Origin of the sequence: Paenibacillus sp. KS1 (assembly GCF_001680695.1) — a bacterium.
In the GTDB taxonomy this organism is placed as follows: domain Bacteria; phylum Bacillota; class Bacilli; order Paenibacillales; family Paenibacillaceae; genus Paenibacillus_B; species Paenibacillus_B suaedae.
Window position 1 is genome coordinate 48,816 of record NZ_MAIS01000015.1, and the last position, 21,552, is coordinate 70,367.

A 21,552-nucleotide genomic window follows, 5' to 3' on the forward strand; every position below is an offset into this window, starting at 1 on the left:
TCATGCTATTTTCGTACATGTACGAGATCGCCTCGTTCCACACTCCTACCCTTCGACGAAAGAGATGGAATTTCCTGTATAATGACCACTTTCACTTGTTCTGACTCCGTGCATAATTGATGCATTGACATAATGTGTTTCCCATCAGTGTCATCGTGCGTACAATGTCTATGAATCATAGCAGGGTTTAGAATTGCTGGTCGGATAAGCGTAAACCGTGTACCATCATCACTGTCGAGAAGCGCACTCACGATATTCAGAACGCGATAATGATCAATCCAACTAGAATGATAATTTCACGGAAAAGATGGCAACGTTTCCACCCTTCGCGCATATGATAAATATAAATATTTTTGCATCGGGGAAAGTTTTTGTTGCCCAACAAACATAGTTGACCTATACTAATGAAGTAGCACGAATGGAACAATTCCGCTTTTTTTTGGGGCAAATCTTGCATTGGGCAAACTTTTTAGGACATGGTGAAATCAGGAGAGTGAATGTAATGCATTCAAATGTCGTAACGCTATACAGCGCTGGCACAGGCCAGCATGTACGGTTGAATCGAATCGAGGTTCAAGGAGTACTACGGAGAAGATTACTTGATCTCGGCTTTGTTCCAGGCAATGTGATCGAAGTGCTGCAGCGCAGTCCGCTCGGCGATCCGATCGCATTCCGAGTCAATAATACAACGATAGCGCTTCGCAAGGAAGAAAGCACACTCATGTATGGTGAATTAGTTGGGAGTGATGATCAATGACAGAACAATATACGGTTGCCTTAGCCGGCAATCCAAATACCGGTAAAAGTACCTTGTTCAATTCCCTTACAGGAATGCGGCAGCATACGGGAAACTGGGCGGGAAAAACCGTCCTAACAGCAGAAGGCCACTTCAATCATGAAGGTACTTCCTATAAAATGGTCGACTTGCCGGGTACGTATTCGCTCTATTCCAATTCAGCCGACGAGGAAGCCGCTCGGGATTATATTATTTTTGAGAAACCCGATGTGACACTCGTCGTACTGGACGCGACATCACTGGAGCGTAATTTGAACTTGGCACTGCAAGTGATGGAAATGACCAACCGCGTTGTTGTCTGCATTAACTTGATGGACGAGGCGAAGCGGCTCGGTGTTAAGATCGACATTAATGCGATCGAGAAGAAGCTTGGCGTTCCTGCAGTTGCGATCTCTGCACGACACCGTACTGGGATTGATCAAATGATGGAGAAAATTAGGGGCGTAGCTTCCGGCAAGATTGTACCTGCCCCGCTGCTCGTGCAATATAACGAGGATATAGAAGAGAAAATCGCAGCACTAGAACCGATCATTCGGGAGAAGCTTGGCACATCATTTCCAACAAGATGGATTGCACTTCGTCTGCTTGACGGTGATGAGAGCTTGATCAATTCGATGAGATCCAGATGGAACTCGCCGGTCGCAGATACCGTGAAGGGAGTTGTTTCGTATGGCCACACCGCTTGCCACTAATTCAGAATCATTGGACTCCTTATTGTCCAGAGCACGCACTCTTGCAAGCGGAGAAGCAATTCGGGACGGAATTGTAACGGATATTTATCGTACGACGCGTGATATATGCAGTACAGCCGTTGTCTATGAAGACAAGAAGAAATTAAAAAGCACATACCGGTTAGACAAGATTCTAACCTCTCCGATCTGGGGCTTTCCGATCATGCTCGCCATCTTGGGTGTTGTATTTTGGTTGACGATTGCTGGAGCAAATGTTCCGTCGGAAATGATATTTTCCTTCTTCGAAGTGATTGAAGGGTACTTAAACACTGCATTTGAAGCGATGAATGCTCCTGCATGGCTGCATGGCATTCTTGTACTCGGCTTATATCGAGGAACATCATGGGTAATTAGTGTCATGCTGCCGCCTATGGCTATTTTCTTCCCTATTTTCGCGTTACTTGAGAATTTCGGGTATTTGCCACGGGTAGCTTTCAACATGGATCGTCTATTCAAAAAATCAGGCGGCCACGGAAAGCAAGCCTTGACGATGTCGATGGGTTTCGGATGCAATGCAGCAGCGATCTTGTCCACACGGATTATCGAATCTCCACGAGAACGTATGCTTGCAATATTAACGAATAATTTCGTACCATGCAACGGCAGATGGCCGACCCTGATTCTGTTGTCATCTCTGTTCATGGCAGCAGGTGTAGCAAGCGGAATGCAGACGATCGTAACCGCAGCTATCGTGATGGGCATGGTTATGATTGGTATTGTTGTCACCTTGACCGTGTCTTGGGTCATGTCCAAAACAGCACTGCGCGGTGTGCCCACACATTATACACTAGAACTTCCACCGTACCGCAGACCGCAAGTCTGGAAGACGATTTTATTGTCATCGCGTGACAAATCCCTTAACGTATTGACTCGTGCTGTCGTTATTGCGGCACCAGCCGGCGTTCTGACTTGGATTCTTGGCAACGTATTTGTAGGCGGCGACAGCGTCTTGAATCATATGGCTTCATTCTTCGATCCATTCGCCCAAGCCATTGGCCTAGATGGATTCATCGTTATGGCATTCCTGCTCGGCTTGCCTGCGAACGAAGTTGTCCTTCCCATCTTGCTTATGGGCTACTTGTCCTCTGGGGCAATGGTTGATGCAGATGGAATGGAGAACATCAAGGATATCTTCCTGCAGCATGGATGGACATGGTTGACTGCATTAAACATGATGCTGTTCTCCTTGCTCCACTACCCTTGCGGAACGACATTATTCAACATTTATAAAGAAACGAAAAGTACAAAATGGACAGTATTGTCTGCCGTTATTCCGCTCGGAATCGCTATAGCTGTCACCTTCGCCACGGCTCAGCTCGCTAGAGCCTTCGGTTGGGTATAAAGTTATCTCTCCCCCCTAAACGATTATGTTCAGGGGGTTTCTTATTCATTCCCTCCTTAATTGCTAACTATACCGTATTGCTAGAAACCATGATTTCGTTCGTTTCTACCATTCGTCTACATATACATTTCTTTCCTATCATGTTAAAATGATCATCTCATTCTTTTTATGATTATTCATTAGCGAATACAAATACCTAAACATCTTTAATGGGGGGATTCATTTCATGGACAAGCAGCAGCTGCGCTCAATTATGGATCATCAATATGAGCTACCAACAGAAATCGAACAATATGAAGCCGTACAACAAGTAGTCAGCCTACTTGGCTCTACAGATCCTGAATTGAGGGATGATCTTGCATACGGGATATTGTATGAATGGCTTATTACACAAAAAATCCTGACCGCTGGACAACTAACAGAGCTTCTTCATCAGACGTTATCAGACCAAATGCTTTTCAAAGGAATTGGGACTGCTGAGAACGATTCGGTCTTCCAACGTACATTCTCCGCCCTCTTACTCGCACTGCTTCTGAAGCGTGATGAACAACAGCCTTATATAAGCAAGCCTTTATATGAACACATTGCGAAGCGAGTTGTTGATTATTGCATGCAGGAGAACGATTATCGCGATTATGTAGAAGTTAAGGGATGGGCTCATGCTCCAGCTCACATCGCAGATGTCATGGCTGCTTGTGTACGCAGTCCACACATTGGCCCAGAGGAATGCAAGAAGCTTCTCAGTGCCATTGAGCACATGCTTCTTCATGCGAATCATATCTTGCGAACAGAGGAAGATGAACGCATGGCGACAGCCGTCGTGTCAATGCTTGAGCTTAATAAGTTGTCGTTCACGTCCTATTGCGCGTGGCTTATGCAGGTTGAGCTGCCCAATGAAGACAAAGTGATTCATCGCTGTAGACGCATAAATGTTAAAAATTTTGCTCGATCTGTATGGATGCGTGCAGCAATGAGAGAATTCATCGTTCCAACAACAGAATGGCACAATTGGTATAACATTGAAAAGAAACTGAATCCGGTCTTTAACAGAGACATATAAGATCAGCTTCATTTCTGTTAATTTCCTCGTTATTCTCTTGTAGAGCGCCTGATTAAATACAAAAAAAAGAACCTGCACTTACCTGCAGGTTCTTGATGTGATATCTACATACTTAACTCGTTAGCCTGTGAATGATTGTACCCACACGCCATTGTAGTATGCAACACCGATGGAAGTGAAGCTGGAGTTCAGGATGTTCTTACGGTGTCCATCGCTGTTCATCCATGCGTTCATTACTTCTTGCGGATTACGTTGGCCTTTGGCAATGTTCTCGCCAGCAGTATTGAAATTGACACCTTGTGCTCTCATCAGATCGAATGGGGAGCCAAGTGTTGGAGATTGATGGTCAAAGTAGTTGTTATCATTCATATCTTTCGCCTTGATCATCGCAACTTTGTTCAATTGTGCATCGGATTTCAATGGCTGCAAACCAGCATTCGCACGTTCTTGGTTCACCAAATCGATAACTTGGCTAGCGAAGTCACTGTTCGCATTGTTGTTGTCTTGTGGCGCAGTTGGTTTATTTTCACCAGGTGTTACTGGTTTTTCAGCTTCTGGTTTGTTTACTTCTGGTTTGTTTACTTCTGGTTTGTTAACCTCAGGCTTTTCAACTTCAGGTTTCTCGATTTCTGGCTTCTCTACCTCAGGTTTCTCAACTTCAGGTTTGTTTGCTTCTGGCTTTTCAACCTCAGGTTTATTTACTACCGGCTTGTCCACCTCTGGTTTTTGAACTGGAGGCGGAACGATTGGCTTGTTCCCAATTTCTTTTTGAATGGCTTCCATCCATTTGGACAAGATTTGCTTCAATTCCGAGTTATCTTGGAAGATACTATTGAGATCCATATTCATACCCAGGTTTGAACAATTCGAGTTCATCATCGGATTCGGCTGTTGCACTGGGCTAACGGGTGCTGCCATAGCAGAGTTTACCGCCATAACCGGTGCCAATGCAATCGCACTTGTAATTACAACTTTCTTAAATGTCTTCTTCATCCTGTACATCTCTCCCTTTGCAGCCTGCGAGGTTAGCTGTCGGGTTCGGGTTAAAGTGGACTCCCCTGTCGCTACACGACTTCACCCCAATGAATCGGTTCCCCCGCGCTCTGATGAGCTTCGGCTTGTTTTGTGGTACGTTTCCGATCCTAACACGGATAATACAGGAGATCATTTCAAATATATTGTAATTAATTATAATATCTTCCAAACAAAAAGAACCGGAGTATGCTAGACTGCACTCCGGTTCTACTTTTCTAGTATTCCATTTGGTCGGAAATTGATCTATTCCTAATCCGCTCGCTTCTTACTTGATCACTTGGGACAACGCTGTGAAAATCACACCAAGCGCATAGGCACCAGCATCAGGATAGCCAAGACTCCGTTCGCCAACCGTCCCCGCTCTTCCCATACGAGCTACAATTGTCTCTGTATACTTTGCACCTTGAACAGCAGCCTCTGCCGCTTTCACAGAAGCAGTCTTCACGTCATCGCCCTCAGCCGCACTTTGCACCCACGCATCTGCAAATGGTGCCAGTGCATCGACAAGTGTCTTATCCCCAACTACAGCTCCTCTTCCGAAGGAGCGCTCGCCCGTGTCTTGAATGCCTTTAACAACGGCTTGCATCATTTGTGCAAATTCAGAAACGGACAATTCTACGCGTTCGCCCGCGAACTTGCTGGCTGCACGGAATGCTGAACCCCAGATTGGGCCGGAAGCGCCGCCGCAATGCTCCATAATAACTAATGAGCAAGCATGGAGGAAGTTGCCCAAGTTGTCTGAATGATGTGCAATGATGTCATGCCATTCTCTTTTCAATTGCTTAAAGCCCTTCGCCACACTCATACCGAAGTCGCCATCACCTGCATGTGAATCCAAATCGCAGAATGGAACCTCATTTTCAATGATGATTTCACTCATCTTGTCTGTTAGATAGATCAGGTTATTAACCGTGAACACATTATGTTCGACCTTCGAGAAGGACTCGTCCGTCTCTACTGTGAAAGATACCTCTTGGCTCGCAGTTCCTGCTTCGGACATCTCCTCAGGATGGATTGGTTCAAATGAACCACTCACCTGCAACGCCGGTGTATTGCAGCTTGCTTCGAGGTAATGCTTAAGCTGTTCATCCAAGCGGATAACCGACACCGACGCGCCAGCCATATCGATACTTGTCATGTAGTTGCCTACGAATACTTTGACAAGAGTAATTTGTTGTGCATGAATCTCCCGAACTACGGCGTTCGCCAGCAAGTACAATTCTTGCAGCGGGGATCCGCCAAATCCGTTAATCAGCACGGCTAGCTCCTGCTCCGAGCCTGCTGTAATCTTCATGTCACGGAACAAATCCGCAACCATTTTCTTCGCCAGTTCGTTAGCAGAAGCGATCTTCTCTCGGCGAATGCCAGGCTCCCCATGAATTCCTACGCCATATTCGATCTCATCGTCATTCAACTGGAACGTTGGTGTTCCTTTCGCTGGAACTGTGCATGAGGTAAGCGCGAATCCAATACTTCTTGTGTTGTCGATCGCGTGCTGGGCAATCGCCTTCACTTCTGCAAGCTCCAAGCCCTCTTCAGCGGCCGCACCTGCAATCTTATGAACGAGCACTGTCCCTGCAACACCTCTGCGGCCAACCGTGTATAGACTGTCCTCTACAGCTATATCGTCGTCCACTTTGACATAATCGACCTGAATTCCGTCTTCTGTGGCTAGATGCGACGCATTTTTGAAGTTCATAATGTCGCCACTGTAGTTCTTAATTATGAGCAGCGTTCCCTTCTTGCTTGCAGAGGCCTTTAATGCTTGATAAATTTGAATTTGTGATGGGGATGCAAATACATCACCGCATACAGCTACATCGAGCATGCCTTGTCCAACAAATCCAGCGTGAGCTGGTTCATGACCGCTTCCTCCGCCACTGATCAACGTAACCTTGTTCTCATTCACGATTTTTTTCTTGACAATCTTGTATTTGCTGATGAACTCCAGTTCCGGATGTGCAAGCACCATACCGTTGCACATTTCCCGAACCAAAGTTTCCGGTTGATTCAGTATTTTTTTCATTCCTTACACGTCCTTCTGGTCTTTGAATTGTTGACCCATCATATCAGCCACTCGAATCGCCGATACGACCATCTCTTCTGTGACTGGGAACGGCATGGAGTGGATAGATTCTTCAGGGATGCACGCCTTCTGTGCAACTGCCTGTAATTCTTCGTTCGTAACACTTGTTACACCGAGATCAGCCAAGCATACCGGAAGACCAATGCTTACACAGAATTCCAATACCTCGTTCATTTCTGCTGCGCTTGCATTCTCAAGGACAAGCTGCACCAATGTTGTAAAGGCTACCTTCTCGCCATGCATATAAGAGTGAGTGCCTTCAAGTGAAGTTAATCCATTGTGGATGGCATGAGCTGCGGCCAATCCGCCGCTCTCGAACCCTAATCCAGACAACAGAATATTCGTTTCCACAATGTTCTCCAGTGCAGGCGTTACCAAGTTCGCATCACAAGCCATCTTCGCCTTCGCACCGTCTTCAAGCAAGGTTTCGTAGCACAACTTCGCAAGTGCGAGTGCAGCTTTCGTACCTCTGGCAGGTGCTACTCCTCCCATTGCACCACAAGGCAGTCCTGCATTTACATTCGAATAAGAGCTTGCTGTTGCACGTGCTTCGAAGTAAGTGGAGAGCGCATCTCCCATGCCTGCTACGAGGAAGCGCGTTGGCGCATTCGCAATGACAGTCGTATCAATCATGACCACACTAGGACTTTGCTTGAAATAAGCATAATCGTCAAATTCCCCTTCAGGCGTGTACATCACCGCGGAATGGCTAGTTGGCGCATCAGTTGCTGCAATAGTTGGAACGATAATGAGCGCTTCCCCTTCTGCCACACATTTGGCCGTATCAATCGCTTTGCCACCGCCAAGTCCAATTGTACATGAGCAATTATGTTCAATCGCAAGCTGTTGTAGTCGTTTTACTTCTTGACGCGAGCACTCTCCAGTGAAACCGCTCTCAACTAACGTAACTTTGTATTTATTCATTGTATGTTCAAGCTTATGCTTTACACGCTGCACATCATCTGGATGAGCGATCAGAAGAGCAGAATCTCCGAATGTTCGAATGAAATAACCCAGGTTATAAAGTTCATCTTCACCTTGTACATATTTGGCTGGGCTGATAAACGCTTTTCTCATGATTAAATGCCTCCTCTGTGCTATTTATATGTTTATTATAGAACCGTCAATGAACTAGATCATTGAACTATTATTGCGAAATAAAGCGCTATCTTATCGGATTTTCTTATCATTTGTACGCCGAATGGTATTATCTTGTCATCCAACCCGAAAATTATGCTATAATTTAGCCACGCGAACAAAAGGAGAATGAGTCATCGTGAGTTCCCGTTTTAGCTTAGAGAGCATCATCGATATGGAAAAATGGCAGCAGCTGCAAGACTCGCTATCCTTAGTGACGAAGATGGCCGTGATTACGACTGACTATAAGGGCGTCCCGGTTACAGCGCACAGTCATTGCCAAAGCTTCTGCAAGGCCATTAGACAGGATGAATCGTTGTCGCAATACTGCCAGAAGTGCGATGCACGCGGCGGTCTGGAGGCTGTTCGGCTGAATAAGCCGTATATCTATTTGTGCCACTTCAATATTGTCGATATTGCTATTCCGATTATCGTGAATAATCAATACATGGGAGCAGTGATGGCCGGACAAGTCAAGCTGCGTGACAATCCGATGGAGCTCGAACAAATTGTTACCCGACCAGCTAATGCGGATGCGAATCGGAAGTTCAAGAATCTCGAGCCGGAATACAGCTCCTTGCCGGAACTGTCTTATGATGAGGTTGTCACCATTTCTGAAATGCTCTATCATCTATGTAATTATATTGTAGAGGAAGCCATTTCCAAAAATACAACCATTGAAATGTATCGGCAGGCGCTTCATAGTGAGAAGACTGCCTCCGAGTTTTTAGCAGACCATAGCTATCGCAGCATTCAAACATTCAAGGCAGAACTCGATAACACGCTTATCGACAATCAAATTAGCAAGATGAAAAATCAGCAAATGCTTGCCTCCAACTCGATGCTTCAGCCTGCATTCGATTATATTTATACACACAAGAGCGAGAACGTAAAGCTGACGGATATGGCTGCACTCTGCCATGTCAGTCCCAGCTACTTCAGTCGTATTTTTACGAAAGAAACAGGAGAAAACTTCTCGGTGTTCATTCCGCATCTCAAAATCGAGTGGGCCAAACAAATCTTGGAGACTACCGATCTGTCTATTTCGGAAATTAGCAATGAGCTTGGCTTCAGTGAACCGAGCTACTTCATTAAGTCATTTAAGAAATTTGAGCAACTTACACCTGCTCGCTATCGCCAAATCTATAAACGATAAACCATAACAAAAAGCCGTCACTCCACGTTCTCCTTCGAACTTGGGGACGGCTTTTCAACTCTTCCTATCTTCCAATTACTCATCGAATCCACTGCTGCAAATCATCCATCGTTACATATGAGATGGATGGTGATCGTTCATTCTTTTCATATCCTTCTGTACAGGCTGCTGCTTTATAACCATGTTCCAGCTCGAACGTATAGAAGCGTACCGATTCCTTATCCGGCTTCAATTCGAATGTCCCTGCCCCATTGTCAACGATGGAGAAGGAATCCAGCGGAATAGATAAGCCCTTCCCGGCTGCCTTGATATAGCTTTCCTTCAATGTCCATAATGTATAGAAGTAGTCTATCTTCTCCCCGTCATCTTTTTGCATAAGAGCATCCGTTTCTTCCATCGAGAAAAAACGACGCGCAATCGACAAGTCGATTGGCTTTATTTGCTCCACATCAATGCCAAGTACTCCTTGCCCCCATATCATCATCACCCAGCAGCCTGAATGAGAAATGTTGAAGGAAAAGTCGCTGTCTCCTGCGACACGTGGCTTGCCGTACTCATTGTGTTCAAAATGTATGTCTGCATTTGTATATCCGTAATCCTTACACAACACTGCTCTGACCAAAGCTTCTCCAAACAGAGAGCGATACGCATCTTCAACAAACTTAAATTTGCTAATTCGATCTCTTCGCTGCGGTGCAACCTTGCTCATGAAATCATCATACTCCGCAGACGAAATGTGTTCCGGTAAGTGAAATGCTGCGATTTTCGTTATGTTCATCACCTTTTGTCCGACTTATTGAACGACATTTAGAAGCCCATTTTCAGTAACCAGCTAGCCAGATGCTCTTCCCGTGCTTTTATGTCATCCTTGTCTCTATTATATTTGCCTAGCTGGTATTAGCCAATAAGATTACCGTCGAGCATGAGTCGAGCATGAATAGCATGCTCCAAGCAAAAGATGCTCATCAGTCAACGTGCTGTAAATACCCTCATGTTGGAAGACGAATGAGCATCCTTGATTATCTGTAAACGATGAATAGACCGTTATGCTTGAATGAATTGTGGAGACATTTGCAATTCATAGTTGTTCTTTTCTTTCTGCTTGTTATAGATGAAGTGCATAATGATCGCAGCGATTAAGAAGAAGCTGACTTGCAAAATCTGTACTTGCGCGTTGAAGTAATAGAACTGAAGTCGGCTTCCCGTTGCTGTCAGCCAGAACGTGAAGAGATAGAACAGCAGAGTGCCTCTTGTTGCATTGAACACGTAGCTTTGGAACCATATGAAGAACATGAGCTGAATAACGTAGAGAAAATAGGAGGTGCTAGTTTCATAGGAAGAGATCACGTAGCCTGGCAGCACCCATAGTCCAAATATGAGTCCAGTGAGCAGCGAACTGGTAACATTGTTTTTGAATTTGCCCTGAAGAAAAGGAAGCAAAAAGCCAATCCAGCCAAAGATTCCACCGATAAGCCCTGTCTCCTCAATCAGATTCCACAGTCCAATTAGGAACATGTCAGAAATACTGTATGTCATTTGCGGAAGAGGAATGCCGAAGAGCTTTGAGCCATAGTGCATTGTCGCTACGAACAAAATGACAACTACTAACAATACAGGGAACCAGAACAAGTCTTGTTTTCTAGGAATAAGTTTGGAGAACACGCCCTTCACTGCCTTTGAACCGCCCATTGCATAATACGCAATCAATCCAGCGAACGATGGTGAGTAAAGCGCAATGATGGTCAGCGGATGCATAAGCGTGAGAGGTCCTGTAATCGGAACCAGAATGTCCCCGAACAGCATATAGGCAAGCCCAATCCCCCAACAAGCGCCAAACGAGATGGCCAAATACAAATACAGATATTTGTTATGATTGCTCATCTTTTCAACCTCCCTATCATATTGGTTTGGTGCTGGATCTTACTTACACATTCACTTTCTTATGGATCAAAGCCAGTAGGTTATTGACCGTGCTGAAATTTTTCAAATCCATGTCCTCATTTTCGACTTCGATTCCGAACTTCTGCTCGACAAAATTCACAAGCTTCATCGCAAACAGCGAGTTGACGAAACCCAATTTGAAGAAATTGTCGTCATCCGAGAATTCAATGTTGTCTTCGCTAATGGACAAATTTTGATGAATGAAGTTTCTGATTTCATTTTGATAGTTCATAGTATCCTCCTTCAACATTTGGCAATTGGACTTCAATATAAGGTGGGAAGTCTTGAATATTGGCTAAATCATGTTCCAACACATAGTTGCCCTGCCCATCCGATGATTTCTCACGAAATCCTGCAAAGCGATAACTGACATACATCATCCTGTTGCGTCCTGTTTCGCGAAAATCAGCCAGCAGCGGGGTGTTCTGTTTGCGAGCCTCTTGTAAAATGTAACTGAGCAGCACCGTTCCTACGCCTCGCGATACGACTCGACAGGACATGAGCAGCATCTCTAGCTTCCAATGAGTTTCTTGGGTATGGATTAAGGCTAGCCCAATCTTACCGTAGTCTCCATACTTGTCTTCTAATTGACAGACTAGCAGCCGATGGTGCGGAGATTGCCGCAACTCATCCAATTCTTCGTAGCTGAACGTTCTTCCCGTAGCATTCAATTGATTCGTTCGAACCGTCAGCTCCTCAGCTCGCTTCAAATCCTCTTCCTGCGCAGGATAGATCGTAAACTTCATAGACAACGTTGCGAGAAACGCCTCTGAGGGCCCTTGATATTCACTTTCTGCCAGCTTCCGCTGATAATCAGCCTGATACAATTTGCGTCTTCGTGCAGAATCAACCGTTATGAATCGAGGGTTCAGTGATGGATGAGATAACAGGGTGAGATATTGATCCGCATTGATGCAGTGAACACTCTCATGGACGTTCTGTACTTCTTCCAATTCGAAGGGCTGATCGTCAACAAACAGGATCGTGTCCATACCGATATTGATATTTTTCTGAATTTCTGCGAGTGAATATGATTTGGCGTTCCAATGAATTTCAGGATACAGGAAGTAATCATCCAATCCGAACTCTTTCAGCTTGGACATGGCCAAGTCATAGTCGTTCTTGCTGGCAATCGATTGAAGAATTCCGCGGCTATCAAGTGTCTCGATAATCTCCCGCATGCCCTCCTTAAGTTGGACGCTGGATGACTCCACCAGCACCCCATCCCATAGTGTATTGTCCAAATCCCACACGACGCATTTATACTCTTTTTTTTCGCTCATACGTATCCTCCATCGGAATAGTCATAGAACCCTCTTCCACTTTTGCGTCCCCATAGGCCAGCATCAACCATCTTCTTCAACAATGGGCAGCATCTATACTTGGGATCTTGATAGCTGTCATACAGAACCTCAAGCGAATGAACAACCGTATCCAAGCCTATTAAATCAGCCGTTTCCAGCGGCCCCATCTTATGATGGAAGCCTTGCTTCATAATTTGATCCACTTGCTTCGCCGTCGCAATTCCATCCTGTACAAGATAGGCCGCTTCATTCATGAACAGATGGGATAAGCGATTCGAGACGAATCCAGGCAAGTCGTCAATAATTCGTTGATAGATTGTGTTGAGATCAAAGGACAAATATTCGTTGCGAATCATGCCGGCAGCTCGATACTCTTGTTTGATTATATGCTTCGCCCGGTACAGTGCATCAGATGAAATATCCTTTAAGAGTACCTCATAGCCGTATCTTGCTAAATCCAGTGCAGTTGCACAGCCCATGACCCCTGCACCCACGATCGCAACTGTTTGGTTCGACCTCTTCCCATCCCTCCTCTATCATGCTATGCAGACACTTCATGTGCTCACTAATACCGCGCTTACAATCTGCTAGCCGGAGCTAGACTGATACAAGAAGAGCAAATGATTAGTAGATTTCTTCGTATGTTTCCTTCGTTTCTGCTAAAGCCTTGCCTACCTTGGTCCGGAACCATTCCACATCCTCTGCTGTCAGGGATATGTTCGGATACAGTCTCGACATCGTCGAAACGAGTATGCCATTCTTCGAAAGATTATGGTTCAAAATAATGTCCATCGACATAATCTCAAAATCATAGTCCGAAGGACTTGTCAGTACCGAAGAGCAGCAATGATAGGCTGAACATGCTGGCGGACCTTGAATGACGAGTGGAAGCCCTATAGCATCCGCTTCCTGCTGGATAATCTGCTGCATCTCACACATCTTTTCATTCATTTCCGTCATTGCCAGTCCTTGATTGCGACTCAATATTTCCAGTGTTGTTTTGACAGCTGCCGTTCCAAGCGGGTACCCGTTGAAAGTTCCAGCATGAATTACTTTTTTGTCGACCAGAAGCTGCATAATCTCCTTCTTGCCAACTAGTGCAGATACAGGTACGCCGCCTCCCGCAATTGCCTTGCCAAGTGTTGTCAGATCAGGACGTACATCGAATTGCTCTTGAGCGCCGCCTAATCCCATACGAAGTCCGGTTATTATCTCATCGAAAATAAGTACAACCTCATATTCATCACATAACGCCCGCATTTTCTTCAGATAACCCGGTGCGGGCATGACGCTTCCCCCATTCACGCATACCGGCTCCGTGATGACAGCAGCAATTTCATGGCCTTTCTTCCGCAGCAGTTCTTCTAGTGCCGCTTCATCATTCCATGGCAGCAAGTAGGATTGGCTCTCAAGCGAATCCACTGCGCGGCCTGCTGTTCCTTTGAGGTCTCCTCTGAAATCGGATGGGATTGGCTCCCCGCTGCGCGGCGCTCTCCCACCCATAATGTTGTCTGCATTGCCATGATAATGGCCTTCAAATCGGACGAAGCGGTTTTTACCTGTCCATGCCCTAGCTACCCGTAATGCATTCTGTACGATTTCCGTACCTGACAAGCCAAAACGGATCATCTCAGCCGAAGGGATATACTTCGCAATCAACTCAAGCGCTTCTGCATCCATATCACAGTGGCTAACCGAGAGAACCCGATCGATTGTCTCCTTCAGGCTCTCATTGTATTCTAAATTCCCATGGCCAACGATCAGCGCACCGAATCTAGCATATAGATCAAGATACTCGTTGCCGTTCATATCCCATACTCGACTGCCTTCGGCTTTGACGAAGTGAATTGGGGTTTCCTCCCACGGAAGATGGAAATTATAATGCACGCCTCCGGGCAGAAGCTCTTTCACTCTCCGGTTGTAAAGCTCCATTGTGTTCTGTCGCGTAATCAATTGCGCTATCCCTCCTTTATTGACTCTACTATCCAACGAAGCTACCAACACCCATCATCCAGTAGATTCCTTCTTGGCATCTTGTATCAGATAGGATCGCTGCAATACGATATCAATATCCGGTCAAGCGTGAATATGTAGTTGAGACAGTTGTTCCCGATCCGCCTGATCATCAAATGATAAAGATTGAGGAAGCCTCGTATTTTCCCGAATCAAATTACGGGTGATTTGATTCGGGCCAATATCCACAAATAAGTCAGCTCCTGCTTCATGTATCGCTTCGAGCACTTGATTCCAATACACCGGTGTAACCAACTGATGGGCAAGAATCGCTGCTAAGTTGTCTGCGGGCTCGATAATTTTACCTGTCACTGTCGACCATACATCGAATTTGGTAGGGCTGAATGTCACGTGCTGCAAGCAAGCTTCGAACTCAGGCTTCAAATAGTCCATTAATGCACTATGGTAAGGCGCATCTGCCTTCATAGGCATCATGCGGAATGGAATAAATTCTCCCCCCGCCTCGACCACATCATCCTCTACCTTCAGAAGTGCCGTCTGATGCCCCGCAATGATGAACTGACTGGGAGAATTGTAACCGGAAATTGTGACATAATCATGTGAACGAACGCTCTCGATGATATCTGTAAGCGTGTCTACATCTATATCTACAACGATTCCCGCTCTCCCCTTCTTCTCTTGCAGCGCGCGATGCATCAGTCTTCCCCTTTCTCTTGCCAAACGGACACCATCCGAGAAGGGCAATGCTCCTGCCGCAATGAGCGCCGAAAGCTCGCCAAGACTATGCCCTACAGCTCCGAATGGTACAAGTCCGATCTGTTTCTCCCACACTCGATACAGTGCATAACTTGCGGTCACGACTGTGGGCTGAGCAACTTCGGAAAGTGACAGTTCTTCCAAGCTTCCATTCAACAGAAGGTCTTGTAAATCCAAGTTCAATACATCACTCGCCTCTTCAAATACCTCCTGCACGATCGGGAACTCCTCCATCAATGAGTGGCACATTCCGCTGTATTGACTGCCTTGTCCAGGAAATGCTGCGGCAAGCTTCATATCGAGTAACCTCGCTTGAAATAATGCCGTAGACCGTAATACGAAATCATTTCTTGCTGCATCTGGGAGGATCCCTCGATAATCTCCAACACCTTCGCTTCCCGGTACAACCTCTCTACCGGATATTGATTACTGAAGCCATTGGCCCCATGTACTTGCAGAGCATCGCTTGCGACCTCCACCGCTACCTTGGATGCAAAATACTTTGCAATTGTCGTTTCAATCGTAGCCTCGTCTTCCTTCGAAAGCCGCATTTCTCCTGCTCGCAAACATAATGCTCTTGCAGCGTGTACCTTCGTTACCGCATCTGCGATCATCCCGCGAATTAGTTGGAAGCTGCTCAGCTTCTGATCGAACTGCGAGCGGGTTCGGGAATAGGACACCATTGCATCCACGCCTTCTTGCGCAATGCCAACACCAGCCCACGCGATACTGTATCGGCCGTTATCCAGTGCCGTCGAGACCACATATTCGAAGCCGAAGTTAAGCTTCCCTATTACATGTGATTTCGGCACCTTAACATCTCGCAGATGAATCTCAGCCAGATGGGTTGAACGTGATGCCATTAGTCCTTCAATTGCTTTTGTTTCAACACCCTCATAAGCTCTCTCCACGAGAAAAACGGAGCACTTCCCCTGATTCGCTGCAACAATAAAAAATACATCCGCGATATCTCCAAACGTTATCCACTTTTTCACACCATTAATCACGTAATAATCGTCTTCCTCATGCCATGATGTCTTGATATTCTTGGCATCTGATCCAACCTCTGGTTCGGTTAATCCGAAGCATGCAATCTGTTCTCCTCGTGCCAGCCGTGGCAGCCAGGTTTCTTTCTGCTCCTTCGTCCCGAAGCGAAGCAATGTCTCTGAGACTAGCGAGGTATGAACGGTTATCAAGCTGCGCGCTGCTACAGAAGCCTTTCCGAACGCTTCTGTAAACATGCCATAATGGATCGGATCGAGGCCAAGCCCGCCATAGGAGACAGGTAAAGATGCCGCCAGATAGCCTTTTTGCGCCATTTTCTCAATCAGTTCACGCGGCATTGTACCCTCATCTTCCATTTTTCGCACAAGTGGACGCACTTCTTTATCAACAAATGTACGAGCCTCCTCCACAATCGCTGCCTGTGAATTGGCCTGTGTTGCCTGTGTTGGTTCCATTTCTTGAATGTTCTTCATAGCGACACCTTTTCTTCTACGCATTCACTCAAATGCCCAGCGAATTCCGAAATTGTCTTGAATTCAAACAATGCCACCGGATTAATATTGATTTCCAGTTTTCTGCGGAGTCTGTTCACAATTTTGAGAGCTTGAACGGAGGACACGCCGATCTTCATGAAGTTCATATCCTCATCAATCTCTTCTGGCTCCTCATTAAGAATCGTTGCAATTTCTGCTTTCATAAAGCCCACGATTTCTTCCTTGTTCATCTTCACTTCTCCTCTCTACTATTCTCGAATCCAATGGGAAGTCTGCTCGAACGGATATGCTGGCAAAGGAACGAGCATGCCAGATCCGTCGGGATGCAGTGACGACCAGTCTATATCAGCACCTGATATGTACAGCTGCCCAACAGTATGAAGCACTGTATCTTCAAGCGAATCAGAGGCGCTCGACTCGATCAGAATGTGCTCAGCTTTGCTGTTTTGCTTATGCGACAGCACCTTGTATGCTTCTTCCTTAGTCATGCACACGCCGAGTAGGACATCCGCTCTCGATTGCAGCAGAGCCTCATCCTCGTGAGCTGGGATCTTGTCCCCACCTTCTACACGAGTGTTCTTCAATTCGCTCATGAATGCGTCTAAGGCTGTTTTGATATCCATTCTCTCTTGCAGCAGGTCAGCAAGAATTTGGCCAGAACCAAGTCCTCTTACTTCGGTTATTGAAACTCCGCTTTGCAGAATTCGCTGTACAAGCGAGTACCAATAAAAGAAAACCGATAACTGTACGCGCTCCTTCATTTCCAGCTGCTCTGAAACTCCATATTGGCTTGCACCGCATTCGAGTACATCCAGATGGTCGATCGTGAATTGTTCAAAGGCAGCATCTTGAGTAAGGAGATTATCCGCCAGCGGTTGGCTCGCAATATCACCGATAACTAACGCTACTTTTGCGGCGCGGTTTTTCAAGAATCGACCTCTATTTGCCGTCGGTAATACCTCTGCCTTCAATGAATCAGAATTGGAAAGGATGCAGGCAGCTCGATAGCTGTAATGCTTGCGATAACGATTCCGTGTAAAGCATAGATGATTGATATCTATAGAAGGGTTGAGTTCCAGCAATTCCTGTGTCTGACGAATAACCCGCTCCAGCGCATGCTCAGATTTAGCTGACAGGGTGAGCAAATGTTTACGAGGACGAACTGCGGATCTTGTGGTTGCTGCGGATGCTGCAGTCACCTCAGATGCCTCAGTTGCTTCGAACGTTTTGGATGTCTTGGATGTCTCGAATACCTTGGTAGCTTCGCTCGTAGTGGAGGGGGTCTCTACCCCATTCCATTCTTCGAGCACCACATGCACATTCGTTCCCCCTAATCCGAACGAGCTTATCCCTGCCTTACGGGTGTTATTCTCATCAACTGACCATTCCTGAGCATCTTGTACAATGAAGAACGGTGATTTCTCCATTTCAAGAGCTGGATTGCGTGTGCCCATATGCAGACTTGGAACCAGCTTTTTGTGATAGAGAGACAACAGCACTTTCACAAGTCCGGCCCCGCCTGCAGCAGGCAGCAAATGTCCGATATTGGTCTTGACAGAGCCCAATCCAATCTTGCCATCAGTTCGTCTCTTTCCTTCAGTAAAGAGCTTGGTTAGCGCGTTCACCTCAATCGGATCGCCGATTCTCGTGCCTGAACCGTGTGCTTCCACATAGCCGACTTCACCCGGTGACAGATTCGCATCAATGTACGCTTCGGACAGAACTTGATATTGCCCGCCCGGATTTGGCGCCATGATGCCAAGCGAATATCCATCGTTATTGACGGCGCTCCCGCGGATAATGCCATATATCTGCTTGTTGTTCTGAACTGCTTGGGTAAGAGGCTCCAAGTACACAACTACTACCCCTTCACCTAACACGGATCCATCAGCTTCAATATCGAACGTCTTCGTACAACGAGTCGAGGAGACAATTCCCGCCTTTCTCGACAATTGATGGACGATTGGCGTAGCCAATAGATTAGCGGCACCTACAATCGCTCCTGATATGCTGTTCTGTCTAATCGCTGCAACTGCTTGATGTAGCGCCACCAGGAAGGATGAACATGCCGTATCGATTACAAGCGCCGGCCCTGTAAAGTTGAGCTTATGTGCAATCAGAGCCGATACCATATTGTGCATATTCCCTACCATCGTATTTGGATGGATACGATCAACGCCATGCTTGTCCATATAATTCATAACAAGCTGGTAGTACGTATTGATGTTAATGCCGGTATATACACCGATGTTGCGTTTCTCTTCCAGCCCCGGCAGCGCACCGGCATCTTCAAGCGCCTCATAGGCAATCTCCAGCATCAGCCGCTGCTGCGGATCCATGAATGCAGCTTCCTCATCGGAAATCTCGAAAAAGTCATTGTCAAAACAGTCGATATTCGCAATTTCACCAAGCCAGTCATCCCACTCTGGTTTTCCCGCCAATTGCCTGCGCTTCTCACTTACCTTGGCAATGCTGTCTTTCTTCGTGCATAGATTATCCCAGTATTGCTGAGGCGTACTTGCGCCCGGCACACGCAGCGCAATTCCAGTAATGGCAACAGCATTATGCAAGTCTAATTTGTTATCAGCATCCCATGCCGATGCAGGAATCTCACGTGCTTGAGGCATCGATTGCAAATAATCTGCCATTTGCTTAATGGTCTTACAGATGACAAATAGCTCAAATCCAATTTCTCTGCCAAAATGCTTCTCAATGCGGTCTAAGAACTGAAAACGTTGAATCGAGCTTCCGCCCAATGCCAGGAAAGAATCATCTGTAGATATACGTGTTTCCGAGATGTCCAGTACTTCTGCCCAGCTCCGGCGAAGAAAGGATTCAAGTTCATTTTGAGGAGCGTGAATAACCCGCTCCTGAATACGACGCTGTTCTACTCCCGCATGAATTTCTTGAAGCGCCTCGTCATACTCCCCATCTTCATAGTTCTTGCGCAGCTCGAAGCGTTGGAGTTTGCCGCTCGTTGTCTTCGGAATCGTACGAACCGGAATGACGTGAGTAACCTCAATGCCGAGAGATTCTCGCATATGAGTGATGATTTGGTGGCGAAGATCGAGCAGCTTCTCTACGCCCGATTTGTGCTTCACAAAGGCAAGCAGTTCTTCCTGCTGCGTAGCGCCGTTAAACAAACCAACGAACGCGATGTTGCCGCGCGGAATCGCACCTTGCTCATACAACACTTCCTCCAAATCATGAGCGAAGTAATTTTGGCCGCGGATGAAAATAATGTCCTTCATTCTCCCGCTTACCACAAGCGAGCCTTCCGCTATGAAGCCTAAATCACCGGTATGCAGCCATCCGTCAACGAACAAACTCTCGGTTAAGTCGTCACGATTGTAATAACCGGAGGTGACAGAACCACCTTGAATCTGAATTTCACCTACAACATACTCGTCCACTGTATTCCCGTGCTCATCCGCAATTCGGATACTGATCTCAGTAACCGAAGTGCCCTCATGAACGAACGGAAGGCGATCTCGTTCATCGGTTTCGTGAACAGGATCAGCAAGCTGTGCATGTATCAATTTAGATCGGGATATGTATTCTACCTTCGGAACTTCATCCATCCGCCAAGTGCTGACGCCAACTGTTGCTTCTGCCATGCCGTAAGCAGGCAGCATCATTTCAGGCTTGTACCCACATGGTTCAAATTTCTTAGCAAAGCTGTTTACCACATGGATTGATATGGGCTCAGCTCCATTCAGTGCAAACCGTAAAGAAGACAAATCAAGTGATGCAAGCTTCTCGTCCGCGACCTTCTGTACCATCCAATCAAATCCGAAGTTCGTTGAACCGAACCAGGTAGCCTGATGCTCAGACATTTTGCGCAAGAACAGGTAGGGTGATCGGACAAACGTATACGGTGAGAAAATGACAATATTGCTTCCGCTCACAATAGGAGTAATATGCTGAACGAACAGACCCATATCATGCGTATGTGGCAGCCACGTAAATACGGTATCGGACTCTTTCGTCTCGAACCGTTCTGCCATGGCAAGCGCATTAATCAAAATGTTGCGGCTGCTCAGCTTCACTCCCTTCGGAATGCCTGTACTGCCCGAAGAAAATTGGAGAAACGCTAGCTCATCCGGCTGTGCATCATATGGCTCCCCTACGCCTTCGGTTTCCAGTTCCTGCGTGGAGATAAAGCGGATTCCCTCATAGTGGGAACTCTGTTGAAGCGATTCATAATACTTGCGATTATGCTCCTCCATAATAATGATTGGCTTTTGGAGCACTTCCCAAATTCTCGTCAGCTTAAGCAATCCTGCAGACAGCGGCTTCCACGAAGTAGGCTGACTGACCGGGGCTGCAACAATACCGCCCAATATACATGCCCAGAATGTACAGTAGAAATCTTTAGACTGATCAATTTCCAAAATGATTACTTCGCCTGGCCGTATCCCTTTTCGGTACAGCATGCTCAAGTATTGCCGGGCATTCTTCACGAGTTCCGGATAACGGAGAAATTCCTCATTTCCAGAAGCGTCTACGAAGGTGAGGCCCTTCTGCGGATATTGATTTGCGACATATTGAATCATTTCGGCTAAAGTGTGATACTCTGCTGGAAGTGTAAGAGATTTGCCATGTTGAATCGCCTTCTTAGACATGTTGAACCTCCTTATATGGATGGCGAAAGAAGTAGTGGCTTGCTGAACCGGATGTATGATGTACAGCATTCAGCAAGCCGTCACCAAGAAGAGTTGCCGTTGATTGAATT

General features: G+C 46.3%; 17 protein-coding genes, 2 pseudogenes and 1 riboswitch. Of the genes and pseudogenes, 5 read left to right on the forward strand and 14 right to left on the reverse strand.

The window, feature by feature from the left end:
* Positions 1 to 502: 502 nt before the first annotated feature.
* From BBG47_RS07450 to BBG47_RS07465, 4 genes are all read left to right on the forward strand, one after another.
* Positions 503 to 757: a FeoA family protein gene (locus tag BBG47_RS07450; protein ID WP_065291201.1), complete on the forward strand. Its 255-nt coding sequence runs from the start codon at positions 503 to 505 to the stop codon at positions 755 to 757.
* Positions 754 to 1,488, forward strand: coding sequence for a FeoB small GTPase domain-containing protein (locus BBG47_RS07455; RefSeq protein ID WP_065291202.1), 735 nt, complete (start codon positions 754 to 756; stop codon positions 1,486 to 1,488). The genes BBG47_RS07450 and BBG47_RS07455 overlap by 4 nt, the downstream gene beginning before the upstream one ends.
* On the forward strand, positions 1,466 to 2,869 hold the full coding sequence (locus tag BBG47_RS07460; RefSeq protein WP_065291203.1) for a nucleoside recognition domain-containing protein: 1,404 nt from the start codon (positions 1,466 to 1,468) through the stop codon (positions 2,867 to 2,869). Before BBG47_RS07455 ends, BBG47_RS07460 begins: the two co-directional genes overlap by 23 nt.
* A gap of 226 nt (positions 2,870 to 3,095) precedes the next feature.
* Positions 3,096 to 3,929, forward strand: coding sequence for a DUF2785 domain-containing protein (locus tag BBG47_RS07465; protein WP_065291204.1), 834 nt, complete (start codon positions 3,096 to 3,098; stop codon positions 3,927 to 3,929).
* A gap of 120 nt (positions 3,930 to 4,049) precedes the next feature.
* Here BBG47_RS07465 and BBG47_RS07470 read toward each other — a convergent pair whose 3' ends face one another.
* The 3 genes from BBG47_RS07470 to BBG47_RS07480 form a co-directional block, all read right to left on the reverse strand.
* Positions 4,050 to 4,922, reverse strand: a complete 873-nt coding sequence (locus BBG47_RS07470) for a CAP domain-containing protein (protein WP_065291205.1) — start codon at positions 4,920 to 4,922, stop codon at positions 4,050 to 4,052.
* 6 nt (positions 4,923 to 4,928) lie between these two features.
* A riboswitch (cyclic di-AMP (ydaO/yuaA leader) is annotated at positions 4,929 to 5,058 on the reverse strand.
* A 171-nt stretch (positions 5,059 to 5,229) separates the two neighbouring features.
* Positions 5,230 to 6,990, reverse strand: coding sequence for a dihydroxyacetone kinase subunit DhaK (gene dhaK, locus BBG47_RS07475; RefSeq protein ID WP_065291206.1), 1,761 nt, complete (start codon positions 6,988 to 6,990; stop codon positions 5,230 to 5,232).
* A 3-nt stretch (positions 6,991 to 6,993) separates the two neighbouring features.
* Positions 6,994 to 8,127: a glycerol dehydrogenase gene (locus BBG47_RS07480; protein WP_065291207.1), complete on the reverse strand. Its 1,134-nt coding sequence runs from the start codon at positions 8,125 to 8,127 to the stop codon at positions 6,994 to 6,996.
* Between the two features lie 199 nt (positions 8,128 to 8,326).
* Here BBG47_RS07480 and BBG47_RS07485 point away from each other — a divergent pair, with 199 nt between their 5' ends.
* Positions 8,327 to 9,343, forward strand: coding sequence for a PocR ligand-binding domain-containing protein (locus BBG47_RS07485; protein ID WP_083189138.1), 1,017 nt, complete (start codon positions 8,327 to 8,329; stop codon positions 9,341 to 9,343).
* Positions 9,344 to 9,422: 79 nt separating this feature from the next.
* Here BBG47_RS07485 and BBG47_RS07490 read toward each other — a convergent pair whose 3' ends face one another.
* The 11 genes and pseudogenes from BBG47_RS07490 to BBG47_RS07535 form a co-directional block, all read right to left on the reverse strand.
* A complete protein-coding gene (locus BBG47_RS07490; protein ID WP_083189140.1) occupies positions 9,423 to 10,121 on the reverse strand; it encodes a 4'-phosphopantetheinyl transferase family protein in 699 nt (232 codons plus the stop codon).
* A gap of 266 nt (positions 10,122 to 10,387) precedes the next feature.
* Entirely contained in the window at positions 10,388 to 11,224 is an 837-nt protein-coding gene (locus BBG47_RS30385; RefSeq protein ID WP_217492499.1) for a hypothetical protein, read from the reverse strand.
* Positions 11,225 to 11,267: 43 nt separating this feature from the next.
* The gene (locus tag BBG47_RS07500) at positions 11,268 to 11,516 is read right to left on the reverse strand and encodes an acyl carrier protein (protein WP_065291208.1); all 249 of its coding nucleotides are present in this window, start codon (positions 11,514 to 11,516) and stop codon (positions 11,268 to 11,270) included.
* A complete protein-coding gene (locus BBG47_RS07505) occupies positions 11,500 to 12,567 on the reverse strand; it encodes an HAD-IIIC family phosphatase (protein WP_065291209.1) in 1,068 nt (355 codons plus the stop codon). Before BBG47_RS07505 ends, BBG47_RS07500 begins: the two co-directional genes overlap by 17 nt.
* A pseudogene (locus tag BBG47_RS31380) lies at positions 12,564 to 12,884 on the reverse strand (3-hydroxyacyl-CoA dehydrogenase family protein); the annotation flags it as partial. The pseudogene BBG47_RS31380 and the gene BBG47_RS07505, both read right to left, overlap by 4 nt.
* A gap of 81 nt (positions 12,885 to 12,965) precedes the next feature.
* Positions 12,966 to 13,082: pseudogene (locus BBG47_RS31385) on the reverse strand (3-hydroxyacyl-CoA dehydrogenase NAD-binding domain-containing protein); the annotation flags it as partial.
* A 130-nt stretch (positions 13,083 to 13,212) separates the two neighbouring features.
* Positions 13,213 to 14,541, reverse strand: coding sequence for an aspartate aminotransferase family protein (locus BBG47_RS07515; RefSeq protein WP_254659771.1), 1,329 nt, complete (start codon positions 14,539 to 14,541; stop codon positions 13,213 to 13,215).
* A 123-nt stretch (positions 14,542 to 14,664) separates the two neighbouring features.
* On the reverse strand, positions 14,665 to 15,615 hold the full coding sequence (locus BBG47_RS07520; RefSeq protein WP_065291210.1) for an ACP S-malonyltransferase: 951 nt from the start codon (positions 15,613 to 15,615) through the stop codon (positions 14,665 to 14,667).
* Complete coding sequence (locus BBG47_RS07525) at positions 15,612 to 16,796, reverse strand: acyl-CoA dehydrogenase family protein (RefSeq protein WP_254659772.1); 1,185 nt, start codon at positions 16,794 to 16,796, stop codon at positions 15,612 to 15,614. Before BBG47_RS07525 ends, BBG47_RS07520 begins: the two co-directional genes overlap by 4 nt.
* Positions 16,793 to 17,047 (reverse strand): acyl carrier protein, encoded by a 255-nt coding sequence (locus BBG47_RS07530; RefSeq protein ID WP_028531520.1) that lies wholly within the window; start codon positions 17,045 to 17,047, stop codon positions 16,793 to 16,795. The genes BBG47_RS07525 and BBG47_RS07530 overlap by 4 nt, the downstream gene beginning before the upstream one ends.
* A gap of 18 nt (positions 17,048 to 17,065) precedes the next feature.
* Positions 17,066 to 21,442, reverse strand: coding sequence for a beta-ketoacyl synthase N-terminal-like domain-containing protein (locus BBG47_RS07535; protein ID WP_065291211.1), 4,377 nt, complete (start codon positions 21,440 to 21,442; stop codon positions 17,066 to 17,068).
* Between the last annotated feature and the right edge of the window lie 110 nt (positions 21,443 to 21,552).